The sequence below is a fragment of the Arthrobacter sp. 10N410 genome (assembly GCF_056394945.1).
In genome coordinates this window covers 142892-166489 of the sequence record NZ_JBFTIP010000005.1, presented here as the reverse complement: position 1 = coordinate 166489, position 23598 = coordinate 142892, and the positions used below count along the sequence as shown (strand labels likewise).

The following is a 23598-nucleotide window of genomic DNA, read 5'->3' as shown; positions in this document are numbered from 1 at the left end:
GATTCCCCTGCGTCCGCCGGGACCGACGCCCCCCGCCTGGACAGGCAGGTGTGCTTCGCCATGTACTCGGCTTCGCGGGCCGCTACCGCCGTCTACCGGCCCATACTCGAGGAACTCGGACTGACGTACCCGCAGTACCTCGTGATGATGGTGCTCTGGGAGGACCAGCCCCGCAGCGTCCGCGAGCTGGGCGAGGAACTCGGGCTGGACTCCGGAACCCTCTCGCCGCTGCTCAAGCGCCTCGAGTACCTGGGATACGTGGAACGACGGCGGTCCGCGGCGGACGAACGGCGCGTCGAGGTCTTCCTCACTGAGTCCGGCGCCGCCCTCAGCGCCCGTGCCACCGGAATTCCGCAGCGGCTCGCCGATGCCGCCGGACTCTCCGCTAACGAGCTCGACCAGCTCCGCGAGACCCTGGGCCGGCTCACCGCCGCGCTGCAGTCCGGCCGCTGACCGGCCCCGCCAATTGCGGGCTGCGGCCGCGCGGCAACCCCACAAGCTTCCCTTCCCCCAACAGATTGGAATCCCCATGAAGACCCTCTATACGGCCGAAGCACTGGCCTCCGGCGAAGGCCGCGACGGCAACGCGCAGACGTCCGACGGCAAACTCAATGTCACCCTGGCCAGCCCGGTTGAGCTCGGCGGCAACGGCGAAGGCACCAACCCCGAGCAGCTCTTCGCCGCCGGGTACGCCGCCTGCTTCCACTCTGCCCTGCGCCTGGTGGGCCGCCAGCAGAAGGCGGACCTGACCGACTCCGCCGTCGCCGCGAAGATCCACCTCGGCGCCCTCGACGGCGGCTCCGGCTATGGCATCGCCGCCGAACTCGAGATCGCGCTGCCGGCCGTGGACCGCGAAACCGCCGAAGCGCTCGTCGCCAAGGCCCACGAGGTCTGCCCCTACTCCAACGCCACCCGTGGCAACATCACCGTAGACATCACCATCCTGGAGGTCGCCGCATGAGCACCGAGAACAGCACCCTTCCCGCCACCACCCGAGAGATCCAGCTGGCCTCCCGCCCGCACGGCCGCCCCGTGCCGGAGAACTTCCGGCTGGCCGAATCCCCGCTGCCGGAGCTCCAGGACGGCCAGGTCCTGGTCCGCAACCTGTTCATCTCCGTGGACCCCTACATGCGCGGCCGGATGAACGACGTGAAGTCCTACTCCGCGCCGTTCGCCCTGGACGCCGCCATGGAGGGCGGCGCCGTCGGCGAGGTCATCGCCTCCCGCTCGGCCGACCGCGCGGTTGGGGACACTGTGGTGCACAGCCTCGGCTGGCGCGAGTACGCCGTCCTGGACGCCGCCGCGACGACGCCGGCCCGCACCGACCTGGCCCCGGCGTCGGCCTTCCTGGGTGCCCTCGGCATGACCGGCCTGACCGCCTACGCCGGACTGCTCAAGGTCGCCGAGTTCAAGCCGGGCGAGGCCGTCTTCGTTTCCGGCGCAGCCGGCGCCGTCGGCTCGCTGGTGGGGCAGATTGCCAAGGCCATGGGCGCCTCCCGGGTGATCGGCAGCGCCGGCACCCCGGAGAAGGTGGCCCGCCTGCTGGAGCTCGGCTTCGAGGCCGCCTTCAACTACCATGACGGCCCGGTCCGGGACCTGCTGAAGGAGGCCGCGGGGGAGAAGGGCATCGACGTCTACTTCGACAACGTCGGCGGCGAGCACCTCGAGGCCGCGCTGTCCGTGCTCAACGTCGGCGGCCGCGTCGCCATGTGCGGCGCCATCTCTCAGTACAACTCCACCGAGCCGACGCCGGCCCCGCGGAACCTCATGCTGGCCATCGGCAAGCAGCTGACCCTCAAGGGCTTCCTGGTGGGCGGTTACTGGCAGTACATGGGCGAGTTCGTCGAGAAGCTCTCCGGCTGGCTGGCCGACGGCACCGTCCGTTACGACGAGACCGTGGTGGACGGGCTGGAGAACGCACCGCAGGCCTTCATGGACCTGCTGGAGGGCGCCAACACCGGCAAGATGCTGGTCCGCCTCTAAGCTAACTCCGCCTCCAGCGCAGGCGCGAACGTTGCCCCTGGGGCCCCGATTTCCACGATTTCGGGGCCTCACGCGTACGGTCGCGCGGGAACGGCGCAGCGCTTGGTAACAAGTTCTCAACAATCTGTGAAATGGCTGTGAAGTGTGTTACTCGACGTGTTCCATGACACTAAAGTAACTTGCATCAGTGCGCCTCGGCGCAGTGCTGCGAATCCGTCAGTGACAACAGTGTTTCGGGGGAAAACCGGAAGCAGACACTCATTGAACTCCCGTCGTAGCGCCTATCTCTTTCTTCCTGGAGGAACTTTGACGAACTCACTGCGCGCAACTTTCAAGCGCGGTTCAATGGCCGGCGTCGCCACCGCAGGTGCGGCCGCTTTGCTGCTCACCGGTTGCGGGGCTGCCCCGACCGCCAGCAGCACCGCCAGCGCAAGCGCCAGCAACTACACCGGCTGCATCGTGTCCGACTCCGGCGGATTCGACGACCAGTCGTTCAACCAGTCCTCCTACGAGGGCCTGAAGAAGACCGAGAAGGATCTCGGCATCAAGGTCAACCAGGTCGAGTCGAAGACCAACAACGACTTCGAGCCGAACCTGCGCGCCATGGTCACTGCCGGCTGCAACCTGACCATCACGGTCGGCTTCCTGCTCGGCGACGCCACCAAGGCCCAGGCCACGGCGAACCCGGACAAGCACTTCGCGATCATCGACTTCGGCTACGACAAGCCGATCGCCAACGTCAAGCCGATCATCTATGACACGGCCCAGGCTGCCTTCCTGGCCGGCTACCTCGCCGCGGGCACCACCAAGACCGGTACCGTCGCGACCTTCGGCGGCATCAAGATCCCCACCGTCACCATCTTCATGGACGGCTACGCCGACGGCGTGAAGTACTACAACGAGAAGAAGGGCAAGAACGTCAAGGTTCTTGGCTGGGACAAGGCCAAGCAGGACGGCTCCTTCACCGGCGACTTCGAGAAGCAGGACAAGGGCAAGCAGTTCACCCAGAACTTCCTGGACCAGGGTGCGGACATTGTCATGCCCGTCGCGGGTCCGGTCGGCAAGGGTGCAGGCGCAGCGCTGAAGGAAGCCAAGGCAGCAGGCAAGGACGTCAAGCTCATCTGGGTTGACTCCGACGGCTTCCTGACCGCCCCGGATTACAAGGACATCATGCTCTCCTCCGTGATGAAGCAGATGGGCGAGGCCGTTGAGACCGTCGTGAAGGAAGACACGGAAGGCAAGTTCACCAACACGCCTTACGTCGGCACCCTCGCGAACGACGGCGTCCAGCTGGCTCCGTTCCACGACCTGGACTCCCAGGTTCCGGCCGAACTGAAGTCCGAGCTGGACCAGATCAAGAAGGACATCGCCGACGGCAAGCTGAAGGTTGAGTCCGCAGCCAGCCCGAAGGCGTAACTTCCGCCGCTAAGCGCCACGGCCCGGACGGTCCCAGACCGCACGGGCTGTGGCGCTTTTCGTTGCGGCTACTCTTGGCCGCAGCGCTGGCGGCAGGCACTAGGCTGGTTCTGCAGCCCCATCACCCCGTCCGGTCGTGACCCGGACACACTTCGAGATTGGTCAGAGTTTTGAAACTTGAACTCAAGGGGATCACCAAACGCTTCGGCTCCCTGGTAGCCAACGACCACATTGACGTGGTCGTTGAACCCGGGCAGATCCACTGTCTGCTCGGCGAGAACGGCGCCGGCAAGTCCACGCTGATGAACGTCCTCTACGGGCTCTACGAACCCACCGACGGCGAAATCCTCATCGACGACAAACCCGTCAGCTTCCGCGGCCCGGGGGACGCGATGGCGGCAGGCATCGGCATGGTGCACCAACACTTCATGCTGGTCCCGGTCTTCACGGTCGCCGAAAACGTGGCCCTCGGGGCGGAAACCACCAAGGCCGGCGGCTTCCTCAATCTCGATGACACCCGCCGGAAGATCCAGGAGATCTCCGACCGGTACGGCTTCGACGTCGACCCCGACGCCCTGATCGAGGACCTGCCGGTCGGCGTCCAGCAGCGCGTGGAGATCATCAAGGCCCTGGTCCGCGACGCCAAGGTGCTCATCCTCGACGAGCCCACCGCCGTGCTGACCCCGCAGGACACCGACGAGCTGCTGGACATCATGCGCCAGCTCAAGAGCCACGGAACCTCGATCGTCTTCATCTCGCACAAGCTGCGCGAGGTCAAGGCCGTCTCGGACACCATCACGGTGATCCGGCGCGGCAAGGTCGTCGGCACGGCCAGCCCCACGGCCTCGACGACGGAACTCGCCTCCATGATGGTGGGCCGGGCAGTCAACCTGACCCTGGACAAGGCCCCGGCCCGGCCGCAGGAGACCACGTTCCAGGTCAAGGACCTCACCGTGATCGCACCGAGCGGCCAGCACGTCGTGGACGGGATCAGCTTCGACATTGCCCGCGGCGAGATCCTGGCCGTCGCCGGCGTGCAGGGCAACGGGCAGACCGAGCTGACCGAGGCGATCCTCGGCCTGCAGGACCGGGTCCACGGCTCCATCCTGCTCGACGGCGAGGAGTTGGTGGGCCGCAGCGTCAAGGACGTGCTGAAGGCCGGCGTCGGCTTCGTGCCCGAGGACCGCTCGGTGGACGGTCTGATCGGAACGTTCTCGATCGCCGAGAACCTGATCCTGGACCGCTACGACCAGGAACCGTTCGCGAAGGGCATCAGCATGAGCCCGGCGAAGGTGCTGGAAAACGCGAAGACCCGGATCGACGAGTTCGACGTGCGCACCCCGTCCGGCTCGCTCGCCGCGGGCACCCTGTCCGGCGGCAACCAGCAGAAGGTGGTCATGGCTCGCGAGCTGTCGCGCCCGCTGCGCCTCTTTATCGCGTCCCAGCCGACCCGCGGCGTCGACGTCGGCTCCATCGAGTTCCTGCACAAGCGGATCGTAGCGGAACGCGACCACGGCACCCCCGTGATGATCGTCTCCACCGAACTCGACGAAGTGATCGAGCTGGCGGACCGGATCGCTGTGCTTTACAAGGGCAGGCTGGTGGGCATCGTCCCGGCCGGCACCGGACGTGACGTCCTGGGCCTCATGATGGCCGGCCTGTCGCCCGACGAGGCCCACGCCGACAGCACCAAGACCCCGGCAACCGCAGCCGCCGCCCCGGCCGCCGCCGCCCAGCCCGCACAGGAGTCCACCTCCGGCGCCGTAGGAGAGCACCATGACTGAAACCAACCGGCCACGCCACGCGGCTGAATCCGATCCGGCGAAAACCGCGGGAACCGCAGCCCAGCCAACCGCGACGCCGAACACCCCCGACGTCGAAACCGCCGAAACCACCGACGCCACGGACGCCACCACCGCCACCTCGCTGGACACCGCTGGCGGGGCGATGCGCCCCTCGGCCGTCCCGGTCTCGGGCCAGAGCGGCATCGTCCCCGGCGGCCCCGACTCGCTCATGCGCAGAATCTTCACCGGAAGCGGCATGGTCTCCGTGCTGGCCGTGCTGCTCGCGCTGATCCTCGGCGGCCTGCTGATCGCCAGCACGGACAAGGCCGTCAGCGCGAGCGCGGGCTACCTCTTCGCCCGGCCCAGCGACTTCTTCTCCGCCGTCTGGTCCGCCGCTACCCGCTCCTACGTGGCGCTCTTCCAGGGCTCCGTGTTCAACCCCCGCGGCACCGGCGCGGCCGGGCAGTTCGCCCCGCTGATGGAAACCCTCACCATCGCCACCCCGCTGATCACCGCCGGCCTCGGCGTCGCCCTGGCCTTCCGCGCCGGACTCTTCAACATCGGTGCTCAGGGCCAGATCATCATGGCCGGCATCCTCGCCTCGTGGGTCGGCTTCGCCCTGCACCTGCCGATGGGCCTGCACCTGCTGCTGGTCCTCGTGGCCGGCATCCTCGGCGGCGCCCTCTGGGCCGGCCTGGTCGGCTTCCTCAAGGCCCGCACCGGCGCCCACGAGGTGATCCTGACGATCATGTTCAACTACATCGCGCTGTACTTCCTGCGCTACCTGCTCAACACCCCCGCGTTCCAGCGGCCGGGCGAGACCAACCCGATTTCCCCGATCCTGGACCCCAGCGCCGTCTACCCGCAGATTTTGGGCACCCAGTACCGGCTGCACCTGGGCTTCATCCTGGCCATCGCGGCGACCGTCTTCGTCTGGTGGGTGCTGAACCGCTCCACGATCGGCTTCGAATTCCGGGCCGTCGGCGCCAACCCGAAGGCCGCCCTGACCGCCGGCATCAACGTCCCGCGCGCCACCATCCTGGTGATGGCCATCGCGGGCGCCCTCGCCGGCATGTCCGGCGTCGCCCAGGTGGCCGGCACCGAAAAGGTCCTCACCGACGGCGTCGCGGCCACCTACGGCTTTGACGCCATCACGGTTGCGCTGCTGGGACGCTCGACGCCGTGGGGCACCTTCGCCGCAGGCCTGCTCTTCGGCGCCTTCCGCGCCGGCGCCGTCCAGATGCAGATCCAGACCGGAACCCCGATCGACATCGTGCTGGTGGTCCAGTCGCTGATCGTGCTCTTCATCGCCGCCCCGCCGCTGGTGCGGGCGGTGTTCGGCCTGAACCCGCGCAAGAAGAAGGCCGTCAAGGCCAACAAGTCCAAGACGGCAGCAACCACCGGAGTAGCAGCATGAGCACAACAGCAACGTCGCCCCAGCCGGGGAAGCCGCAGCCTGCACCCCTGGACGGAGCTCCCGCGGCCAAGCACCACCACACGGCCGTGACCGCCAAGCCCGTGACCTGGAAGCTCCCGGTCACCCTGCTGGTGCTGGCCATCGTGGCGTTCGTCTTCTTCGGACTGATGGGGCCGCACCAGACCGCCAAGTTCGGAATCTCCACCGGGAGCGACTTCTTCCAGCTGCCGGCCCTGGAGGTTCAGGCCTTCCTCGGCGGCATCGTTCTCTCGGTGATCATGCTGGCGCTGGCCGGCTATGCCGTGTTCCTCAAGACCCGGAACCGCAAGGTCCCGGGCTGGGTCACGATCGCCTTCATCGCGCTGTTTGTCGCCGCGTTCCTGATCTGGGTGGTCGGCGGGGCCCGCACCACCAGCATTTCCCTCGCCGGGCTGATCGCAGGGTCCGTGACCCTGGCCGTGCCGCTGGTCTTCGGCTCCCTGTCCGGCGTGCTCTGCGAACGCGTCGGCGTCGTGAACATCGCGATCGAAGGCCAGCTCCTGGGCGGCGCCTTCACGGCCGCGATCATCGCCACCCTGACGCACAACCCCTTCCTGGGCCTGCTCGCGGCGGCCATCGCCGGGGCCCTCGTCTCCATGATCCTGGCCCTGTTCAGCATCAAGTACGTGGTCAACCAGATCATCGTCGGCGTCGTGCTCAACGTCCTCGTCTCCGGCGTCACCGGCTTCCTGTTCAGCACGGTCATGCAGGCGGACAAGGAGAAGTTCAACTCTCCCGCGCACCTGGATCCGATCACCATCCCGGTTTTGGGCGACATCCCGCTGATCGGCCCGATCCTGTTCAAGCAGTCCTTGATCGGCTACCTGATGTACATCGCCGTGATCGTGGTCTGGGTAGGGCTGTTCAAGACCAAGTGGGGCCTGCGCGTCCGCGCCGTCGGCGAACACCCGCAGGCAGCCGACACCATGGGCATCAAGGTCAACGCCACCCGCTTCTGGAACGTCACCCTCGGCGGCGCCATCGCCGGCATCGGCGGTTCCTTCTTCACCCTCGTGGCGATCGACAGCTTCACCAAGGAAATCTCCGGCGGACGCGGCTTCATCGCCCTGGCCGCACTGATCTTCGGCCGTTGGAACCCGATCGGCGCCTTCTTCGCGGCGCTGCTGTTCGGCTTCGCCGACAACCTGCAAAGCATCGTGACGATCATCGGCACCCCGGTTCCGAGCCAGTTCATGGCGATGCTGCCGTACCTCGTGACGGTGCTCGCCGTGGCCGGGCTCGTCGGACGCTCCCGGCCGCCGGCGGCCAGCGGCATCCCGTACGTGAAGGGCTGACCATGGCTGATCACATTAGCGGGAACGGCAGCCCGGCAGCGGTCCCGGCCGCCGGCGTGGACTGGGCAGCCCTCGAGGCCGCCGCGGTCGCGGCGATGAAGAACGCCTATGCGCCGTATTCGAAGTTCGCGGTGGGGGCAGCGGCCCTCACCGCGGACGGCCGGATCGTCAGCGGCTGCAACGTCGAAAACGCCAGCTACGGGCTCACGCTGTGCGCCGAGTGCACGCTGGTCGGCAACCTGCACATGAGCGGCGGCGGCCTGCTGCGCGCCTTCTACTGCGTGGACGCGGACGGCAACGTGCTGATGCCGTGCGGGCGCTGCCGGCAGCTGCTCTACGAATTCCGGGCCCCGGACATGGAACTCATGACCACACAGGGCATCAAGACGATGGACCAGGTGCTTCCCGACGCATTTGGCCCCCAACACCTGGAGGAAACCCGGTGACACAGACCACCAGCACCACTGCCAGCGGCACTGAAGCCTTCGACGCCGTCGACATCATCCGCATCAAGCGCGACAAGGGCGTGCTCAGCGCCGCCCAGATCGACTGGACGATCGACGCCTACACACGCGGCGCCATCGCCGATGAGCAGATGGCCGCGCTGAACATGGCCATCCTGCTCAACGGAATGGACCGCGCGGAGATTTCCCGCTGGACCGCGGCGATGATCGCCTCCGGCGAGCGGATGGACTTCTCCAGTCTGCGCCGGCCCGACGGCGGCGTGAAAGCCACCTCTGACAAGCACTCCACCGGCGGGGTGGGGGACAAGATCACCCTTCCGCTGGCACCCCTCGTGGCCGTGTTCGGCGTCGCCGTTCCGCAGCTCTCCGGCCGCGGCCTCGGCCACACGGGCGGCACCCTGGACAAGCTCGAGTCCATCCCCGGCTGGCGCGCGGCGCTGAGCAACGAGGAGATGCTGGCCCAGCTGCAGGACGTGGGGGCCGTCATCTGCGCCGCCGGCGCCGGCCTGGCCCCGGCGGACAAGAAGCTCTACGCCCTGCGTGACGTCACCGGCACGGTCGAGGCCATCCCGCTGATCGCCTCCTCGATCATGAGCAAGAAGATCGCCGAAGGCACCGGATCGCTGGTCCTGGACGTCAAGGTGGGCAGCGGCGCGTTCATGAAGGACGAGGCGCGTGCCCGCGAGCTGGCCGAGACCATGGTTGCGCTGGGCAAGGACGCCGGGGTCAACACGGTGGCGCTGCTGACCAACATGAACACGCCCCTGGGCCTCACCGCGGGCAACGCGATCGAGGTCGAGGAATCCGTGGAGGTCCTCGCCGGCGGAGGCCCCGAAGACGTCGTCGAACTCACCGTCCGGCTGGCCGAGGAGATGCTGGCCTGCGCCGGCGTCCACGACGCCGATCCGCGCGCCGCGCTCCGGGACGGCCGCGCCATGGACGTCTGGAACCGGATGATCGAGGCCCAGGGCGGCGATCCGCGCGCCAAACTGCCGGTGGCCAAGGAATCCGAGACCATCTACGCGCCGGCCGACGGCGTGCTGGTGGAACTCGACGCCATGGCCGTTGGCGTCGCAGCCTGGCGCCTCGGCGCCGGCCGCGCCCGCAAGGAGGACCAGGTCCAGGCCGGCGCCGGGGTGCGGATGCACGCCAAGCCGGGCGCCACGGTCCGCGCCGGCGAGCCGCTGATGACCCTGCTGACGGACACCCCGGAGAAGTTCGAACGTGCCAAGGAAGCGCTCGAGCACGCCGCCGTGATCGCCCCCGAGGGCTCCCGCCCGGCCCAGCAACTCATCATCGACCGCATCGCCTGAGGCTCCGGCTGCCGCCTTGCCCTATCACTCCTGGTCCCCAACCCCCGGGGGTTGGCAGCCCCAAGTGATAGGGCAACGGCGCCGGGTCCGGCAGTACACTGGCACCACAGTATTCCGGGAGAAACCGGGCACCGCCGTGCGTTAGGAAACCGTGCAGGCAATCAACGACTTCATCCTGGCCGCCGCAGGCCAACCCTGGGTCCTGTTCCTCGTGTTCGCGTGCTGCCTGATCGACGGGTTCTTTCCCCCGGTTCCCAGCGAATCGGTGGTGGTGGGCCTGGCCGCCGTCGCCGCGGCGGCCGAGGTGCCCAACCCGCTTCTGCTGGTGGCCGTGGCCGCCGCCGGGGCGTTCTCCGGGGACAACATCGCCTACCTGATCGGGCGGGCCACCGGGACCGGACGCTGGGCGTGGATGCGCGGATACCGGGCGCAGCGGGCCTTCCTCTGGGCCGGCGGCGAGCTCCGGAAGCGGCCCGCGTCGCTGATCATGGTCGCCCGGTTTGTCCCGATCGGCCGGGTGGCCGTCAACCTGACCGCCGGCGCCACCAACTATGCGCAATCCCGTTTTGTGGCCCTGACGGTGCTTTCCGCGATGCTGTGGTCCGGCTATTCGGTGGGAATCGGCCTTTTCTTCGGGCAATGGTTCGAAGACAACCACCTGCTCGGCGCCACCATCGCGATCATCTGCGCGATCATCCTCGGCATCGCCGTCGACCTCACCCTGAGCAGGCTTCGCGGCCGTGCGCCGGGGGAGCTGGTCCCGGACGACCCGGACCGGCCCGCGCCGCCGGCCGACGGCTAGGACCGTGCCGGGAACGCCCGCGCCACGGCCGGAAACATCGCTGCGGTGCGTAGCGCAGGACGCCCGGCCCGTGGGACACTTAGGTGCGATTCACGTCACGTCCGTGCCGTGTGCGCCCAGCTGTATCTCATGTCCGTCCCGGGTACGTCCCACCCCTTCAGTTTTCTAGGAGCACAGCCCGCGTGGAGTTCATTAATGAGGCAGTCCTCCATGCAGCAGGCCAGTGGTGGATCTACCCCCTCCTGCTGGTGTTCTTCTTCGTCGACGGCTTCGCCATGGTGGTCCCCAGCGAGACGCTGATTGTCGCCCTCGCCGCGTACTCCCGGCACAGCGGACAGCCCAATCTGTGGATTCTCGGCCTCACGGCGCTCATCGGCGCCATCGCCGGCGACAACATGGCCTACCTGCTGGGGCGCAAAATCGGGATCGAACGGTTCCGCTGGATGCGCAAGCCCAAGGTCCAGCGGGTCTTCGCCTGGGCCCGCTACGAACTGGAAAAGCGCGGCGCGGTGCTGATCTTCACCGCCCGGTACATCCCGTGGGGCCGCGTGGCCGTCAACTACGTCGCCGGCACCACCGGGTTCCCGCACCGCAGGTTCTTCCTCCTGGACGCCTTCGCCTGCGTCACCTGGGTGATCTACTCGCTCGGGATCGGCATTCTGGCCAGTTCCTTCCCCTGGCTGCACCACAACCCGCTCCTGAGCGCCGGGATCGCCGTCGTCTTCGCTATTGTCCTCGGCGTGGCCGTTGACCACCTGCTGCGCTGGTGGCACAAGCGCCTGGGCCGGCACGACGAGCCGGAAGCCGCGGAGGCCGACGCGGCGGACGATGCCGCGGCTTCCGGGTCCGAGCCGGCGCTGACCGCCTGGTCGAAGGAGACCGACGCTTCCCGCAAGTAGCGCGGGGAGCCGTCCGACCCTATGGTTGGAACGTGACTGAGACTATTCTTGACGCTGCCCCTGACCTCGAATTCGACCTGAAGGGCCTTCCCAAGGTTTCCCTTCACGACCACCTGGACGGCGGACTGCGTCCGGCCACCATCATTGAACTTGCCGAAGCGGTCGGCCACACGCTGCCCTCCACCGACCCGGTCGCGCTGGGGGAGTGGTTCCGCGAATCCGCCGACTCCGGTTCGCTGGTCCGCTACCTCGAGACGTTCGACCACACCATCGCCGTCATGCAGACCAAGGAAGGCCTGTTCCGCGTCGCCAAGGAGTTCGTTGAAGACCTCGCGGACGACGGCGTCGTGTACGGCGAAGTGCGCTGGGCCCCGGAACAGCACCTGCAGCAGGGCCTGTCGCTGGACGACGTCGTTGAGGCCGTCCAGGCGGGCCTCGATGCAGGCGTCGACGCCGTCGCCGAGACCGGCCGCGAGATCCAGGTCGGCCAGCTGATCACCGCCATGCGCCACGCCGACCGCGGCCAGGAAATCGCCGAACTGGCCGTCCGGCACCGCTACAAGGGTGCAGTCGGCTTCGACATCGCCGGCGCCGAGGACGGCTTCCTGCCTTCCCGCTTCAAGGACGCCTTCACCTACCTTGCCCAGCACAACTTCCCGGCCACGATCCACGCCGGCGAGGCCGCCGGCCTGGAGAGTATCCAATCCGCACTCGTTGACGGCCGGGCCCTGCGCCTGGGCCACGGCGTTCGGATCGCCGAGGACGTCACCGTCGAGTTCGAAGAGGCCGACGCCGCCGACGCCGACGATGTCTCCGATATCAACGCCGACAGCGACGAGGTCGACGACAACATCGGCCTGGTAACCCTCGGCGAGCTCGCCAGCTGGGTCCGGGACCGCGGCATCGCACTGGAGATCTGCCCGTCCTCCAACCTGCAGACCGGCGCCATTGCCGGCTTCGGCGAGGGCATCGAAAGCCACCCGGTGGACATGCTCTACCAGCTGGGCTTCAACGTCACGATCAACACGGACAACCGGCTGATGAGCGGCGTGACCCTCACCGACGAGTTCGAACTGCTCGTGGAGACGTTCGACTACGACCTGGACGACCTGCTCGAGCTGACCCTGAACGCAGCCGAAGCCGCGTTCCTGCCGCTGGAGGAGAAGGAAGCCCTGGTCGAATACATCAACGAGGCCTACGCCGACCTTGGCTAAGGACTCCAACCCGGTGGACGCGCCGCTCAGGGATTTGTTGCGAACCATCGCCGAGCTGCGCGTCCACTGCCCCTGGATGGGCGCCCTCAGCCACGAATCCCTCGTGGAATACCTCCTCGAGGAGGCCTATGAGGTGGCTGAAACCATCGAGTCAGACGGCGGCGACGCCGAGCTGCGGGCGGAACTAGGCGATGTCCTGCTGCAGGTGGTGCTGCATGCCCGGCTCGCCGAGGAGCGCGGCGCCTTCGACTTCGACGACGTCGCCCGCGGCCTGCGGGACAAGATGGTCCGGCGCAATCCGCACGTCTTCCGCGCCGACGGCTCCCTGCAGGACTCCTTCCCGGCCACGGTCCAGGAGATCGTGCTGAAGTGGGATGCGGTCAAGAAAACCGAAAAGCCCGGCCGGGGCCACGCCTTCGACGGCGTCCCGGCCGCGCTGCCGGCGCTGGCCCGGGCGCAGAAGCTCCAGGACCGGGCCGAACGGGCCGGACTGCCGACTGCGTTGGAGCCGGCGCCCGCGATGGAGGCCCCCGCCTTGGAGGCCGCCGCCTCCGCACCCGCCGCGGGACCACCCGCCCCGGCGACCGAGCGGGAGCTAGGCGAGCTGCTGTTCGGCATTGTCGCGGCCGCCCGGCGCAACGGCCTGGACGCCGAACGCGCCCTGCGCGCGGTCAACCGCCATTTCCAGGAGAGCCAGCCCGGCAGCGAGCCCGGCGGCACCGGCGCGGGAGCACCGAGTCCGGGGACTGGATAGCTTTCCGTAACTTATCCCACTCTCGACTAGGCTAGGGGCGACGAGGACGTCGGTTTCCAGCTTGATCCACCGCTAGATTTCCAGCAGTCAGATTCCCAGCAGATCGCTTCACCCAAAGGAGCATATTCATGGCGCTTATCGATGCCATCCACGCCCGCGAGATCCTCGATTCCCGCGGCAACCCGACCGTAGAAGTTGAAGTCCTGCTCTCCGACGGCCAGATCGGCCGCGCAGCAGTTCCCTCCGGCGCCTCCACCGGCGAACACGAGGCCGTGGAACTCCGCGACGGCGACAAGGGCCGTTACCTCGGCAAGGGCGTCCAGAAGGCCGTCGACGCCGTCATCGACCAGATCGCCCCGGCCCTCATCGGCTTCGACGCGACCGACCAGCGCAGCATCGACCAGGCCATGATCGACCTGGACGGCACGGCCAACAAGGGCAAGCTCGGTGCCAACGCGATCCTGGGCGTGTCCCTCGCCGTTGCCAACGCCGCGGCCGCCTCGGCCGACCTGCCGCTTTACAAGTACCTGGGCGGGCCCAACGCGCACGTCCTGCCGGTGCCGCTGATGAACATCCTCAACGGCGGCTCGCACGCCGACTCCGACGTCGACATCCAGGAGTTCATGGTTGTCCCGCTCGGCGCCGAGACCTTCTCCGAGGGCCTGCGCTGGGGCGTCGAGGTTTACCACGCGCTCAAGGCGGTGCTGCAGTCCAAGGGCCTGGCCACCGGCCTGGGTGACGAGGGCGGCTTCGCCCCGAACCTGCCGTCTAACCGCGCGGCCCTGGACCTGATCCAGGAAGCCATTAAGAACGCCGGCTACACCCCGGGCAAGGACATCGCGCTGGCCCTCGACGTCGCCTCCTCCGAGTTCTTCAAGGACGGCGCGTACCAGTTCGAAGGCAAGGCCCTCAGCTCCGCCGAGATGAGCGCCTATTACGCCGAGCTGGTGGCGGACTACCCGCTGGTCTCCATCGAGGACCCGCTGGACGAGAACGACTGGGAAGGCTGGAAGGCCCTCACCGACTCGATCGGCGACAAGGTCCAGATCGTGGGCGATGACCTGTTCGTCACGAACCCGGAGCGCCTCCAGACCGGCATCGATTCGAAGACCGCCAACTCGCTGCTGGTCAAGGTCAACCAGATCGGTTCGCTGACCGAGACGCTCGACGCCGTATCCCTCGCCCAGCGCGCGGGTTACACGACCATCACCTCGCACCGCTCCGGCGAAACCGAGGACACCACCATCGCTGACATCGCCGTTGCCACCAACGCGGGCCAGATCAAGACCGGTGCCCCGGCCCGCTCCGAGCGCGTCGCCAAGTACAACCAGCTGCTGCGCATCGAAGAGGAACTCGACGACGCCGCACGCTACGCCGGACGCAGCGCCTTCCCGCGTTTCAAGGGCTAGTACCCGCAAGAATCAGGTACCGGTGGCTATGGTGGAAAGACCATGGCCACCGGTTCTGTTTTGGCCCGTTCTTTTTTGGCGGCCTGTTTTGGCCGGTTCGATTGGCCTGTTTGAAGGAGTGACATGGCAACCCGCCGTCCCAAGGTTCCCCGGGCCGCTGCTGCGGCCCCGAAGTCTCCGGCCTCCGGCCGGGGGGAAGCCGACGGCGGCGACGTCATCAGGGCTGATTTCGGCAGCCCGCGGCACGGCATCGAACCCGCCGGCCGGACAGCCGGCCACGACGCCGGACGGCCGGCGTCTGAAGCGCCGGGAACCGGCAAACCCGGCCCCGTCGGCGGAACCGCTGCGCCCGCCCGGACCGGAGCTGCAAAGACCGGCGCTGCGAAGACCGGCGCACGCGAGACCGGGCCAGCCACGCCGGCTGCGGGCAGCGGAGCCGGCACGAAGTCCGGACAGCCCGGGCAAACCGACGGGCTCGATCCCGTCCCGGCCAAGGCCTTCTCCGGACGACTGCTGGCACTCGGCGTCGTGATGATCGCCATCACGATCATGCTGGCGCCCACGGTCAGGATCTTCCTTGAAAAGCGCGCCGAAATAGCTGACCTGGAGGCCGAAATTTCGGCCCAGCAGGCGAAGCAGACGGACCTCAAACGTGAGGTCTCGCGCTGGCAGGACCCGAACTACGTGAAACAACAAGCCCGTGACCGCATTAACATGGTTATGCCCGGCGAAACCGGCTACTGGGTTTACGGCAGCGATCTTCCTGCCGCAACGTCCGGTTCCGGCGCCGCATCAGGAACAGCCACAGACCCGGCCAATCTGCCGTGGGTGGATTCCCTTTGGGACTCCATCAGGCGGTCGGCAACAGACTAGGAGCGGCGCCCGCCGCCGGATTACCGCAACCCGGTAATTCCAACAGGGCAGGAAGGTGCCGCGCCAGTGGACGAGAACCGAGCGGACGATCCCCGGACCGGGAACCCCATCGACGCGACCCCCATGGAAGGGACCCCGGCGACGGGGGATTCCCGCCAGCCGTCGGCCCGCGACCTTGACGTGCTCAGCCGGCAATTGGGGCGGCCGGTGCGCGACGTCGTCGAGATCCCTGCCCGCTGCGTCTGCGGCAACCCGCTGGTGGCGGCCACCTCGCCGCGGCTGAGCAACGGGACGCCGTTCCCCACCACCTTCTACCTGACCCATCCGGTCATCACCTCGGCCGTGTCCAGGCTGGAGGCGGCCGGGTTGATGAATGAGATGAACGAACGGCTCGGTGCCGACGAGGCGCTGGCGGCGGACTACCGTGCCGCGCATGAGGCGTACCTGCAGTCCCGCGCCGAGATCGGCGCCCGGTCCGGCATCGGGGCCGTCCCGGAGATCGACGGGATCTCCGCAGGCGGCATGCCCACCCGCGTGAAGTGCCTGCATGTCCTGGTGGGCCACTCGCTCGCTGCCGGTCCCGGAGTCAACCCGCTCGGCGACGAGGCCGTAGCCGGCATCAGCGAGTGGTGGACCCCGGACCGTTGCTACTGCGACGGCGCGTGGGACACCGGCGGAGAGGCCCCTTCCCAGGACCTGAGCCGGCACGGTCCGCAGGGTCTGCCCGAAATCGTCGGCCGGCCGGCCCCGGTGCGGAAGTCCCGAACCGGGCATGACGAGAACGGCGCCGATATCGCCGCCGGAGCCGGGCAGTGAGCCGCGTGGCCGCGATCGACTGCGGCACCAACTCCATCCGCCTGCTCATCGCAGATGTCGCCGCGGGCGGCGATACCCTGCCGAAGCTGACCGACGTCGTGCGCGAGATGCGCGTCGTCAGGCTCGGCCAAGGCGTCGACGCCACCGGCGAATTCGCCCAGGACGCGCTGGACCGCACCCTCGAGGCCACCCGTGACTACGCCGAGCTGATCCGCCGCCACGGCGCCGGGAAGGTCCGTTTCGTGGCAACATCCGCAACCCGGGACGCCCGGAACCGCCAGGTCTTCATCGACGGGGTCCGGGAACTGCTCGGCGTCGAACCGGAGGTGATCAGCGGCGACGAAGAAGCCGCCCTGTCCTTCGCCGGCGCCAGCAGCGTGCTGCCCTCGCGGGGCAAGGACCCGGTGCTGGTGGTGGACCTGGGCGGCGGCAGCACGGAGTTCGTGCTGGGCGACGCCGACGGCGTCATCGCCGCCAAATCGGTCGATGTGGGCTGCGTCCGGATGACCGAACGGCACTTGCAGGACGACCCGCCCACGGCGGAACAGATCGCCGCGGCGGAAGCCGACGTCGACGCCGCCATCAGCCACGCGGCGCTGACGGTGCCGCTGGAGCGCGCCACCGCCGTGGTCGGCGTCGCGGGGTCAGTGACCACAATCACCGCCCACGCCTTGAAGCTCACCGAGTACTCGCCGGCCGCCATCCACGGCACCGAACTTGGCCTGGACACTGCCCGGGAGGCCTGCACCTCGCTGCTCGAAATGACGCGGGACGCCCGCGCCGCCCTGCCCTACATGCACCCGGGCCGGGTGGACGTGATCGGCGCCGGCGGCCTTGTCTGGCGGCGCGTGCTCGAACGCATGGCGGACGTCACAGAGGGCCGCATCACGTCGGCCGTGACGAGCGAACACGATATTCTGGACGGTATTGCCCTGAGCATCAGCTAGCTCCGCGCCGGCACCAACCCACTCCCGGCCCTGTCCGGCAGCGCCGGCAGGAGCAGCCGCCACCCCTGCCGCGCGCCCGGAACGGTCGCGGCCGCAGCCACACCGCCGATTGGACCCGAATGACCAGAGCAACAGCCCGGCGCCGCCGGACCGCCTCCGCGTTGATGGCCCTGGCTCTTGCCGGCGGCAGCGTCGCGGGAGCGCTGTCGGCTGCCCCCGCTGCACACGCGGACAGCACCCGGGACAAGGAGTACTGGCTCGCCGAGTCCGGCATCAAGAAGGCCTGGGCCGTCTCGAAGGGCGCCAACGTTAAGATCGCCGTCATCGACAGCGGCGTGGACGGCAAACATCCGGACCTCAAGGGCGTGCTGACCGGGGGCACGGACGTGTCCGGGGCGGGAGCCGCGGACGGCAGGAAAAGCATCGGCGCCAAACCCGAGCACGGCACCCTGGTGGCGACCATGCTCGCCGGCCGCGGACACCAACCGGCAAAGTCGACAAAATCCACCGCCCGGCCCTCAGCCACAGCCGGAGTAGGCCCCGACGGGATCGTCGGCGTCGCCCCCGAAGCCGAGATCCTCTCCGTCTCCACCTGGCTCGGATCCGCTAACCCGGGCGGAAAGAGCGACCAGGACCAGATCCCCGCCGCGGTCCGCTGGGCCGTCGACAATGGCGCCCGGGTCATCAACATCTCGCTCGGCAGCACCTCCCCGGAGTGGCCGCAAAGCTGGGACGCGGCGTTCCTTTACGCCGAGCAGAAGGACGTCGTCATTGTCGCCGCCGCCGGCAACCGGGTGGGCGGCAACATCCAGGTGGGCGCCCCGGCGACGATCCCCGGCGTGCTGACGGTGGCCGGCCTGAACCGCAAGGGCGTCGCCAGCATTGACTCCTCGTCCCAGGGCATCAGCATCGGCGTGGCGGCACCAGCCGAGGACCTGGTCGGCGGCCTGCCCGGCGGCGGCTACGCCGAGTGGGCGGGCACTTCGGGCGCAACCCCGATCGTTGCCGGCGTCGCTGCCCTGATCCGCTCGAAATGGCCGGAGATGTCCGCCAGCCAGGTTATTAACCGGATTGTCAGCACCGCGAAGGATGCCGGGCTGCCGGGCAAGGACCCGCTGTACGGCTTCGGCGTGCTGAACGCCGAGGCTGCACTGAAGGCCGATGTGCCGGAAACCACCCTCAATCCGCTGGGTTCGATCTCCGATTGGATCCGTGTGCACCGGCGGGGAAACCCGGTGAGTCCCGCCCCGGCAGCCGAACCCAGCCCCTCGAGTGCGGCGCCGACCCTGCCCGAAGCCACCCTTCCCGTCGCGGAGGCCCCGTCGCCGGCCGACAGCGCCGTCCCGGCAATGGTGGTCCTCGGCTTCGGCGGGCTCTTCGTCTGCATCATCGCCGGGGCCGCCATCCAGCTGCGCCGTGCCCTCCGCGGGCCCGGCACCGCACCCGTGCCGGGCACCGATCCAGGCACCGCCGCGGGCCCCCGCGACCCGGGGGCAGCGGTGCCGGATTCGGTGCAAGACCAGGCCCCGCAGTAGTTAGTGAAGTTTTTCACAAACTACGGTATTCTTGATCCATGGCATCCACCCCTCAGCTCCAGGACCGTCCCAGGGTACTCGTCGTCGGCGGCGGGTACGTCGGCCTGTACGTAGCCCTCAAACTGCAGAAAAAGATCGCGAATGCCGGTGGCATCGTCACCGTCGTTGATCCGCTGCCCTACATGACTTACCAGCCCTTCCTGCCGGAAGTGGCCGGCGGAAACATCGAGGCGCGTCACGCCGTCGTCTCGCACCGCAAGCACCTCAAGCAGACCGAACTGATCCAGGGCCGCGTCACCTCGATCGACCACGCCAACCGTACGGCCGTGGTGGCGCCGGCTGACGGCGGCGAGAACTTCGAGATCCCCTACTTCGACGTCGTGCTGGCCGCCGGCGCGATCACCCGCACGTTCCCGATCAAGGGCCTCGCGGACAAGGGCATCGGCCTGAAGACGATCGAGGAAGCCGTCGCCCTGCGCAACGGTGTCCTGGAGCGCATCGAAACCGGCTCGCTGATGACCGACCCGGCCGAGCGCGCCCGCGCCCTGACGTTCGTCGTCGTCGGTGGCGGCTTCGCCGGCATCGAGTGCATCACCGAAATGGAAGACCTGGCCCGCGCCGCGGTCAAGAAGAACCCGCGCATCAAGCAGGAGGAAGTTCGCTTCGTCCTGGTCGAGGCCATGGGCCGCATCATGCCCGAGGTCACGGCCAAGCAGGCCGAGTGGGTCGTCGAGCACCTGCGCAGCCGCGGCATCGAGGTGCTGCTCAACACCTCGCTGGACAACGCCGAGGGCTCCCTGAAGCTCATCAACCTGCCGGACAAGACCCCTGCCCAGGAATTCGAATCCGACACCCTGGTTTGGACTGCCGGCGTGCAGGCCAACCCGATGGTCCGCTCCACCGACTTCCCGCTGGAACCCCGCGGCCGTGTCCGTGTTCTCCCGGACCTGCGCGTCTCCGGCGACGAAGGCATCATCGAAAATGCCTGGGCCGCCGGCGACATCGCGGCCGTGCCGGACCTCACCGGCAGCGGCCTGCCGGACGGCACCTGCGTCCCGAACGCCCAGCACGCGCTGCGACAGGCCAAGCGGCTTGCCAAGAACCTGTGGGCCTCCCGCTGGGACAAGGAGCTCAAGGACTACAAGCACAAGAACCTGGGCGCCGTCGCCGGCTTCGGCGAATGGAAGGGCGTTGCCAACATCAACCTCGTCGGCCGCATCGGCCTCAAGGGCCCGCTGGCCTGGCTCGCACACCGCGGCTACCACGGCCTGGCCATGCCGACGGTCGAGCGCAAGATCCGCGTGATCTCCGGTTGGTTCTGGCAGCTCTTCCTGGGCCGCGACACCACACAACTGATGGACCTGGACAACCCGCGCGGGGCCTTCGTGGCCGCGGCGACGCCGGCTCCGAAGCCGGCGGCTGCTCCGGCTCCGGCCGCCGATAAGCCGGCCGAAGCGCCTGCGAAGGAAGCTGCCCCGGCCAACTCCAAGTAGCCGGCAGCAAGCCGACGACGGCGGCCGTTCCCCTTCGGGGGAGCGGCCGCCGTCGTCGTTGGTGCCGCCGCCGGCACCGCCTGGATTGCCGGTCGGATTGGCCGTGGGACGGGCCGACCTGCCTAGACTGGGCCCATGACTCCCGCTGAGAAGGACCTGAACACCTTGCTGGCGACCATGCGGCCGGTGGTGCGCGAGGGCGAGTACGTCTATGCGCTGTGGCCGCACGGCAAACCGCTGGCCGGCCACATTGCGGCCGCGGTCCGGGAGGCCGAGGGTTTGACCGTGGTGCTGCCGCGGGCCGACGCCGATGCCCTGGGCCTCAAGTACGACTTCGTGGCGGCCTGGATCACCCTGCAGGTGCATTCCTCGCTCGAAGCGATCGGACTTACTGCTGCCGTCAGTGCCGCCCTGACCGAGGCCAAGATCAGCTGCAACGTGCTGGCCGGATTCCACCACGACCACCTGCTCGTTCCGGTGGCCGATGCCGAACGCGCCCTCGAGGTGCTCCACGAGCTCTCCGCGGACAGCCGCAGCGCGAACGGCGGCGGGCAGTTGCCGGTGCCGAAGCTGGTCCTGCGCGGCGAACAGCCCGAGGACCGGCCGGCGCTCCTGGCCCTCACCGCAGCGGCCTTCTCCATCTCGCCGGTCACGGGCCTGCCGGTTGAAGGGGAGCCGGAGGAAGTGGACCTGCTGCGGCGGCTCTTCGATTGCGGGGAGTACCTGCCGGATTTCAGCATTGTCGCCGAGCTGGATGGTGAGATCGTGGGCCATGTCATCAGCACCCGGGGCAGGGCGGGGGAGCTGGAGCTGCTGGGGCTGGGCCCGATCGGGGTGGTGCCGCGGCTGCAGCGGCACGGAATCGGATCGGCGCTGATGAAGGAAACCATCGACCGTGCGAATGCCGCGGGGGAGCGGGGCATTGCGTTGCTCGGCAGCCCGGAGTATTACGCCAGGTTTGGCTTCGTGCCTTCCACCTCGCTCGGCGTGCAGGCGCCGGATCCGTCCTGGGGCGACCATTTCCAGCTGCTGCCGCTGGCGCTTTGGCCCGGCGGGGTCAGCGGGACGTTCCGCTACGCCGAGCCCTTCGACGGGGTGCCGGCGGCGTCGTAGGGAGACGTGGCCGGGATACCATTGACCGGGCGCCCCAGTAGCCCAATTGGCAGAGGCAGCGGACTTAAAATCCGCGTGTTGTGGGTTCGAGTCCCACCTGGGGCACTTCATAATTGCCGCACTGCGCGCCACAATTGCTGCTCGCGGCCCCGGCAGGCGCCTTGGGGCGCCGGGGGTGGTGGGCCCTGGCGTGGCCTCCCGGGCCGCCCCCAAGCCAATCACCGCGCTTTTCCCGCACGCTGATTTCCTCTATGCAACGAGTGTTATAAGGATGTGACCGTAGTCACTTATTTTCGGGCGGAAATTGCATTAGCTTGAATCTAAATCAGGAACACCTGATCTTTCGCATCAAAGGCCGTTCGCACCTTTAGATCGAGGAGATTTCTCTATGACTTCACTCCCCCAGGTGGCGCCGCGCATCGCTAAGCTCACAGTGCTTAGCCTCGGCGTCGCCCTTCTGGCTACGGCTTGTGGCGGTACGTCCACCGCGCCGGCGTCAAGCGGCTCGGCATCCGCCCAGGCCGCCGGCATCGCTTGCCCGGCCCCGAGCGCAACCGGAGGCTCCACCAGCTCGGCCAGCGCGGCAGGCTCCGTGCCCGCGTCCTCGACCACCACGGATACCCCGCTCAAGATCGGCTCGCTCCTGCCGACCACCGGTTCCCTTGCCTTCCTCGGCCCGCCCGAAATCGCAGGCGTGAACCTTGGCATCAAGGAAATCAACGACGCCGGCGGCGTCCTCGGCAAGCCGGTCCAGGTCATCCACCGCGACTCGGGCGACACCAAGACGGACATCGCCACCCAGTCCACCACCGCGTTGCTGGGCCAGGGTGTCAGCGCCATTGTCGGTGCCGCCTCCTCGGGTGTTTCCAAGACCGTGATCAACCAGATCACCGGCGCCGGAGTCATCCAGTTCTCGCCGGCCAACACCTCGCCGGACTTCACCACGTGGGACGACAAGGGCCTCTACTGGCGCACCGCTCCGTCGGACGTCCTGCAGGGCAAGGTCCTCGGCAACTACATGGCCACCTGTGGCGCCCAGACCGTTGGCATGATCGTATTGAACGACGCTTACGGCACGGGTCTGGCAAAGAACGTCAAGTCGGCCGTTGAATCTGCCGGCGGCAAGGTTGTGGCGGAAGAGCTCTTCAACGAAGGCGATTCCCAGTTCAGCAGCCAGGTGGACAAGGTCCTCGCGGCCAAGCCGGATGCCATCGCCCTGATCACCTTCGACCAGGCCAAGAGCATCGTCCCGCTGATGACGGGCAAGGGCATCAAGCCCACCCAGATCTTCATGGTGGACGGCAACATGTCCGACTACAGCAAGGATTTCAAGGCAGGCACCCTGAAGGGCGCCCAGGGCACCATCCCGGGCACCTTCGCCAAGGATGACTTCAAGAAGAAGCTCCTCGCCATCGATCCGGCGCTCAAGGACTACAGCTACGCAGGCGAGTCCTACGACGCCGTGAACCTGATCGCACTGGCTTCTGAAGCCGCCAAGAGCACCAAGGGCGTGGATATCGCCAAGCAGCTCAAGGCGGTCTCTGAAGGCGGCGAGAAGTGCAACAACTTCGCCTCCTGCGTCACCCTGCTCCGTAACGGCAAGGACATCGACTACGACGGCCAGTCCGGCCCCGTAACGTTCTCCGACGCCGGTGACCCGACGGAAGCCTACATCGGCATCTACGAGTTCCAGGATGACAACAGCTACAAGCCCGTCAAGGAAGAATTCGGCAAGCTGTAAAGCCGCTCTCCAAGACAAACAAGAGACCCCCGTCCCCTCCGGACGGGGGTCTCTTGCGTGCCGGAAGCAGGGAGGGGAGCGGGGGCGAAGGACGCGACCGGGCCTAGGCGTCACGCAGGTCAGTCCTTCGGGCCGCCCCGTTCAGTTCGACCCCGCAGAACCAGCCCAACCCGCCGGGTGGAGGCCCAAGACTCTGCTGCGCGTGACGCCGTCGCATAGCCGGGGAGGGGTTCCGACGGCGCGCTGTGGCCGCCGGGGCTAAAGCAACGGATGGAGGCTACGGAATCGGAC

General features: G+C 68.0%; 21 protein-coding genes and 1 tRNA gene. All 22 read left to right on the top strand.

Annotated features, from left to right (window positions below; genetic code table 11):
• Nucleotides 1-60 precede the first annotated feature (60 nt).
• Complete coding sequence (locus AC1DB8_RS13090) at nucleotides 61-453, top strand: MarR family winged helix-turn-helix transcriptional regulator (RefSeq protein WP_441418573.1); 393 nt, start codon at nucleotides 61-63, stop codon at nucleotides 451-453.
• A gap of 76 nt (nucleotides 454-529) precedes the next feature.
• A complete protein-coding gene (locus AC1DB8_RS13085) occupies nucleotides 530-961 on the top strand; it encodes an organic hydroperoxide resistance protein (protein ID WP_441418514.1) in 432 nt (143 codons plus the stop codon).
• Nucleotides 958-1983 carry an NADP-dependent oxidoreductase gene (locus tag AC1DB8_RS13080; protein WP_476893267.1) on the top strand — a complete coding sequence of 342 codons (1026 nt, stop codon included), beginning with the start codon at nucleotides 958-960 and terminating at the stop codon, nucleotides 1981-1983. The genes AC1DB8_RS13085 and AC1DB8_RS13080 overlap by 4 nt, the downstream gene beginning before the upstream one ends.
• A 306-nt stretch (nucleotides 1984-2289) precedes the next feature.
• On the top strand, nucleotides 2290-3399 hold the full coding sequence (locus AC1DB8_RS13075; RefSeq protein WP_441418512.1) for a BMP family lipoprotein: 1110 nt from the start codon (nucleotides 2290-2292) through the stop codon (nucleotides 3397-3399).
• 170 nt (nucleotides 3400-3569) lie between these two features.
• Complete coding sequence (locus tag AC1DB8_RS13070; RefSeq protein WP_441418572.1) at nucleotides 3570-5183, top strand: ABC transporter ATP-binding protein; 1614 nt, start codon at nucleotides 3570-3572, stop codon at nucleotides 5181-5183.
• Complete coding sequence (locus AC1DB8_RS13065) at nucleotides 5176-6600, top strand: ABC transporter permease (protein WP_476893266.1); 1425 nt, start codon at nucleotides 5176-5178, stop codon at nucleotides 6598-6600. The genes AC1DB8_RS13070 and AC1DB8_RS13065 overlap by 8 nt, the downstream gene beginning before the upstream one ends.
• Nucleotides 6597-7934 (top strand): ABC transporter permease, encoded by a 1338-nt coding sequence (locus tag AC1DB8_RS13060; protein WP_441418510.1) that lies wholly within the window; start codon nucleotides 6597-6599, stop codon nucleotides 7932-7934. The genes AC1DB8_RS13065 and AC1DB8_RS13060 overlap by 4 nt, the downstream gene beginning before the upstream one ends.
• Before the next feature lie 2 nt (nucleotides 7935-7936).
• Entirely contained in the window at nucleotides 7937-8380 is a 444-nt protein-coding gene (locus AC1DB8_RS13055) for a cytidine deaminase (protein ID WP_441418509.1), read from the top strand.
• A complete protein-coding gene (locus tag AC1DB8_RS13050) occupies nucleotides 8377-9711 on the top strand; it encodes a thymidine phosphorylase (RefSeq protein ID WP_476893265.1) in 1335 nt (444 codons plus the stop codon). Before AC1DB8_RS13055 ends, AC1DB8_RS13050 begins: the two co-directional genes overlap by 4 nt.
• 151 nt (nucleotides 9712-9862) lie before the next feature.
• A complete protein-coding gene (locus tag AC1DB8_RS13045) occupies nucleotides 9863-10513 on the top strand; it encodes a DedA family protein (RefSeq protein ID WP_476893264.1) in 651 nt (216 codons plus the stop codon).
• 182 nt (nucleotides 10514-10695) lie between these two features.
• Entirely contained in the window at nucleotides 10696-11412 is a 717-nt protein-coding gene (locus AC1DB8_RS13040) for a DedA family protein (protein WP_441418506.1), read from the top strand.
• A 32-nt stretch (nucleotides 11413-11444) separates the two neighbouring features.
• Complete coding sequence (locus AC1DB8_RS13035) at nucleotides 11445-12626, top strand: adenosine deaminase (RefSeq protein ID WP_441418505.1); 1182 nt, start codon at nucleotides 11445-11447, stop codon at nucleotides 12624-12626.
• Between the two features lie 76 nt (nucleotides 12627-12702).
• Nucleotides 12703-13380, top strand: a complete 678-nt coding sequence (locus AC1DB8_RS13030) for a MazG nucleotide pyrophosphohydrolase domain-containing protein (protein ID WP_441418571.1) — start codon at nucleotides 12703-12705, stop codon at nucleotides 13378-13380.
• Between the two features lie 128 nt (nucleotides 13381-13508).
• A complete protein-coding gene (gene eno / locus AC1DB8_RS13025) occupies nucleotides 13509-14789 on the top strand; it encodes a phosphopyruvate hydratase (RefSeq protein WP_441418504.1) in 1281 nt (426 codons plus the stop codon).
• Between the two features lie 123 nt (nucleotides 14790-14912).
• Nucleotides 14913-15662 (top strand): FtsB family cell division protein, encoded by a 750-nt coding sequence (locus AC1DB8_RS13020; protein ID WP_476893263.1) that lies wholly within the window; start codon nucleotides 14913-14915, stop codon nucleotides 15660-15662.
• A 123-nt stretch (nucleotides 15663-15785) separates the two neighbouring features.
• Entirely contained in the window at nucleotides 15786-16478 is a 693-nt protein-coding gene (locus tag AC1DB8_RS13015; RefSeq protein ID WP_441418570.1) for a DUF501 domain-containing protein, read from the top strand.
• On the top strand, nucleotides 16475-17425 hold the full coding sequence (locus AC1DB8_RS13010; protein WP_441418502.1) for a Ppx/GppA phosphatase family protein: 951 nt from the start codon (nucleotides 16475-16477) through the stop codon (nucleotides 17423-17425). The genes AC1DB8_RS13015 and AC1DB8_RS13010 overlap by 4 nt, the downstream gene beginning before the upstream one ends.
• 119 nt (nucleotides 17426-17544) lie before the next feature.
• Entirely contained in the window at nucleotides 17545-18960 is a 1416-nt protein-coding gene (locus AC1DB8_RS13005; RefSeq protein WP_441418501.1) for a S8 family serine peptidase, read from the top strand.
• A 38-nt stretch (nucleotides 18961-18998) separates the two neighbouring features.
• On the top strand, nucleotides 18999-20453 hold the full coding sequence (locus tag AC1DB8_RS13000; RefSeq protein ID WP_441418500.1) for an NAD(P)/FAD-dependent oxidoreductase: 1455 nt from the start codon (nucleotides 18999-19001) through the stop codon (nucleotides 20451-20453).
• 135 nt (nucleotides 20454-20588) lie between these two features.
• Nucleotides 20589-21566: an N-acetyltransferase gene (locus AC1DB8_RS12995; RefSeq protein WP_441418499.1), complete on the top strand. Its 978-nt coding sequence runs from the start codon at nucleotides 20589-20591 to the stop codon at nucleotides 21564-21566.
• Between the two features lie 31 nt (nucleotides 21567-21597).
• Nucleotides 21598-21671: transfer RNA gene (locus AC1DB8_RS12990), tRNA-Leu, on the top strand.
• Nucleotides 21672-21954: 283 nt separating this feature from the next.
• On the top strand, nucleotides 21955-23307 hold the full coding sequence (locus AC1DB8_RS12985) for an ABC transporter substrate-binding protein (RefSeq protein ID WP_441418498.1): 1353 nt from the start codon (nucleotides 21955-21957) through the stop codon (nucleotides 23305-23307).
• The last annotated feature ends 291 nt before the right edge of the window (nucleotides 23308-23598 follow it).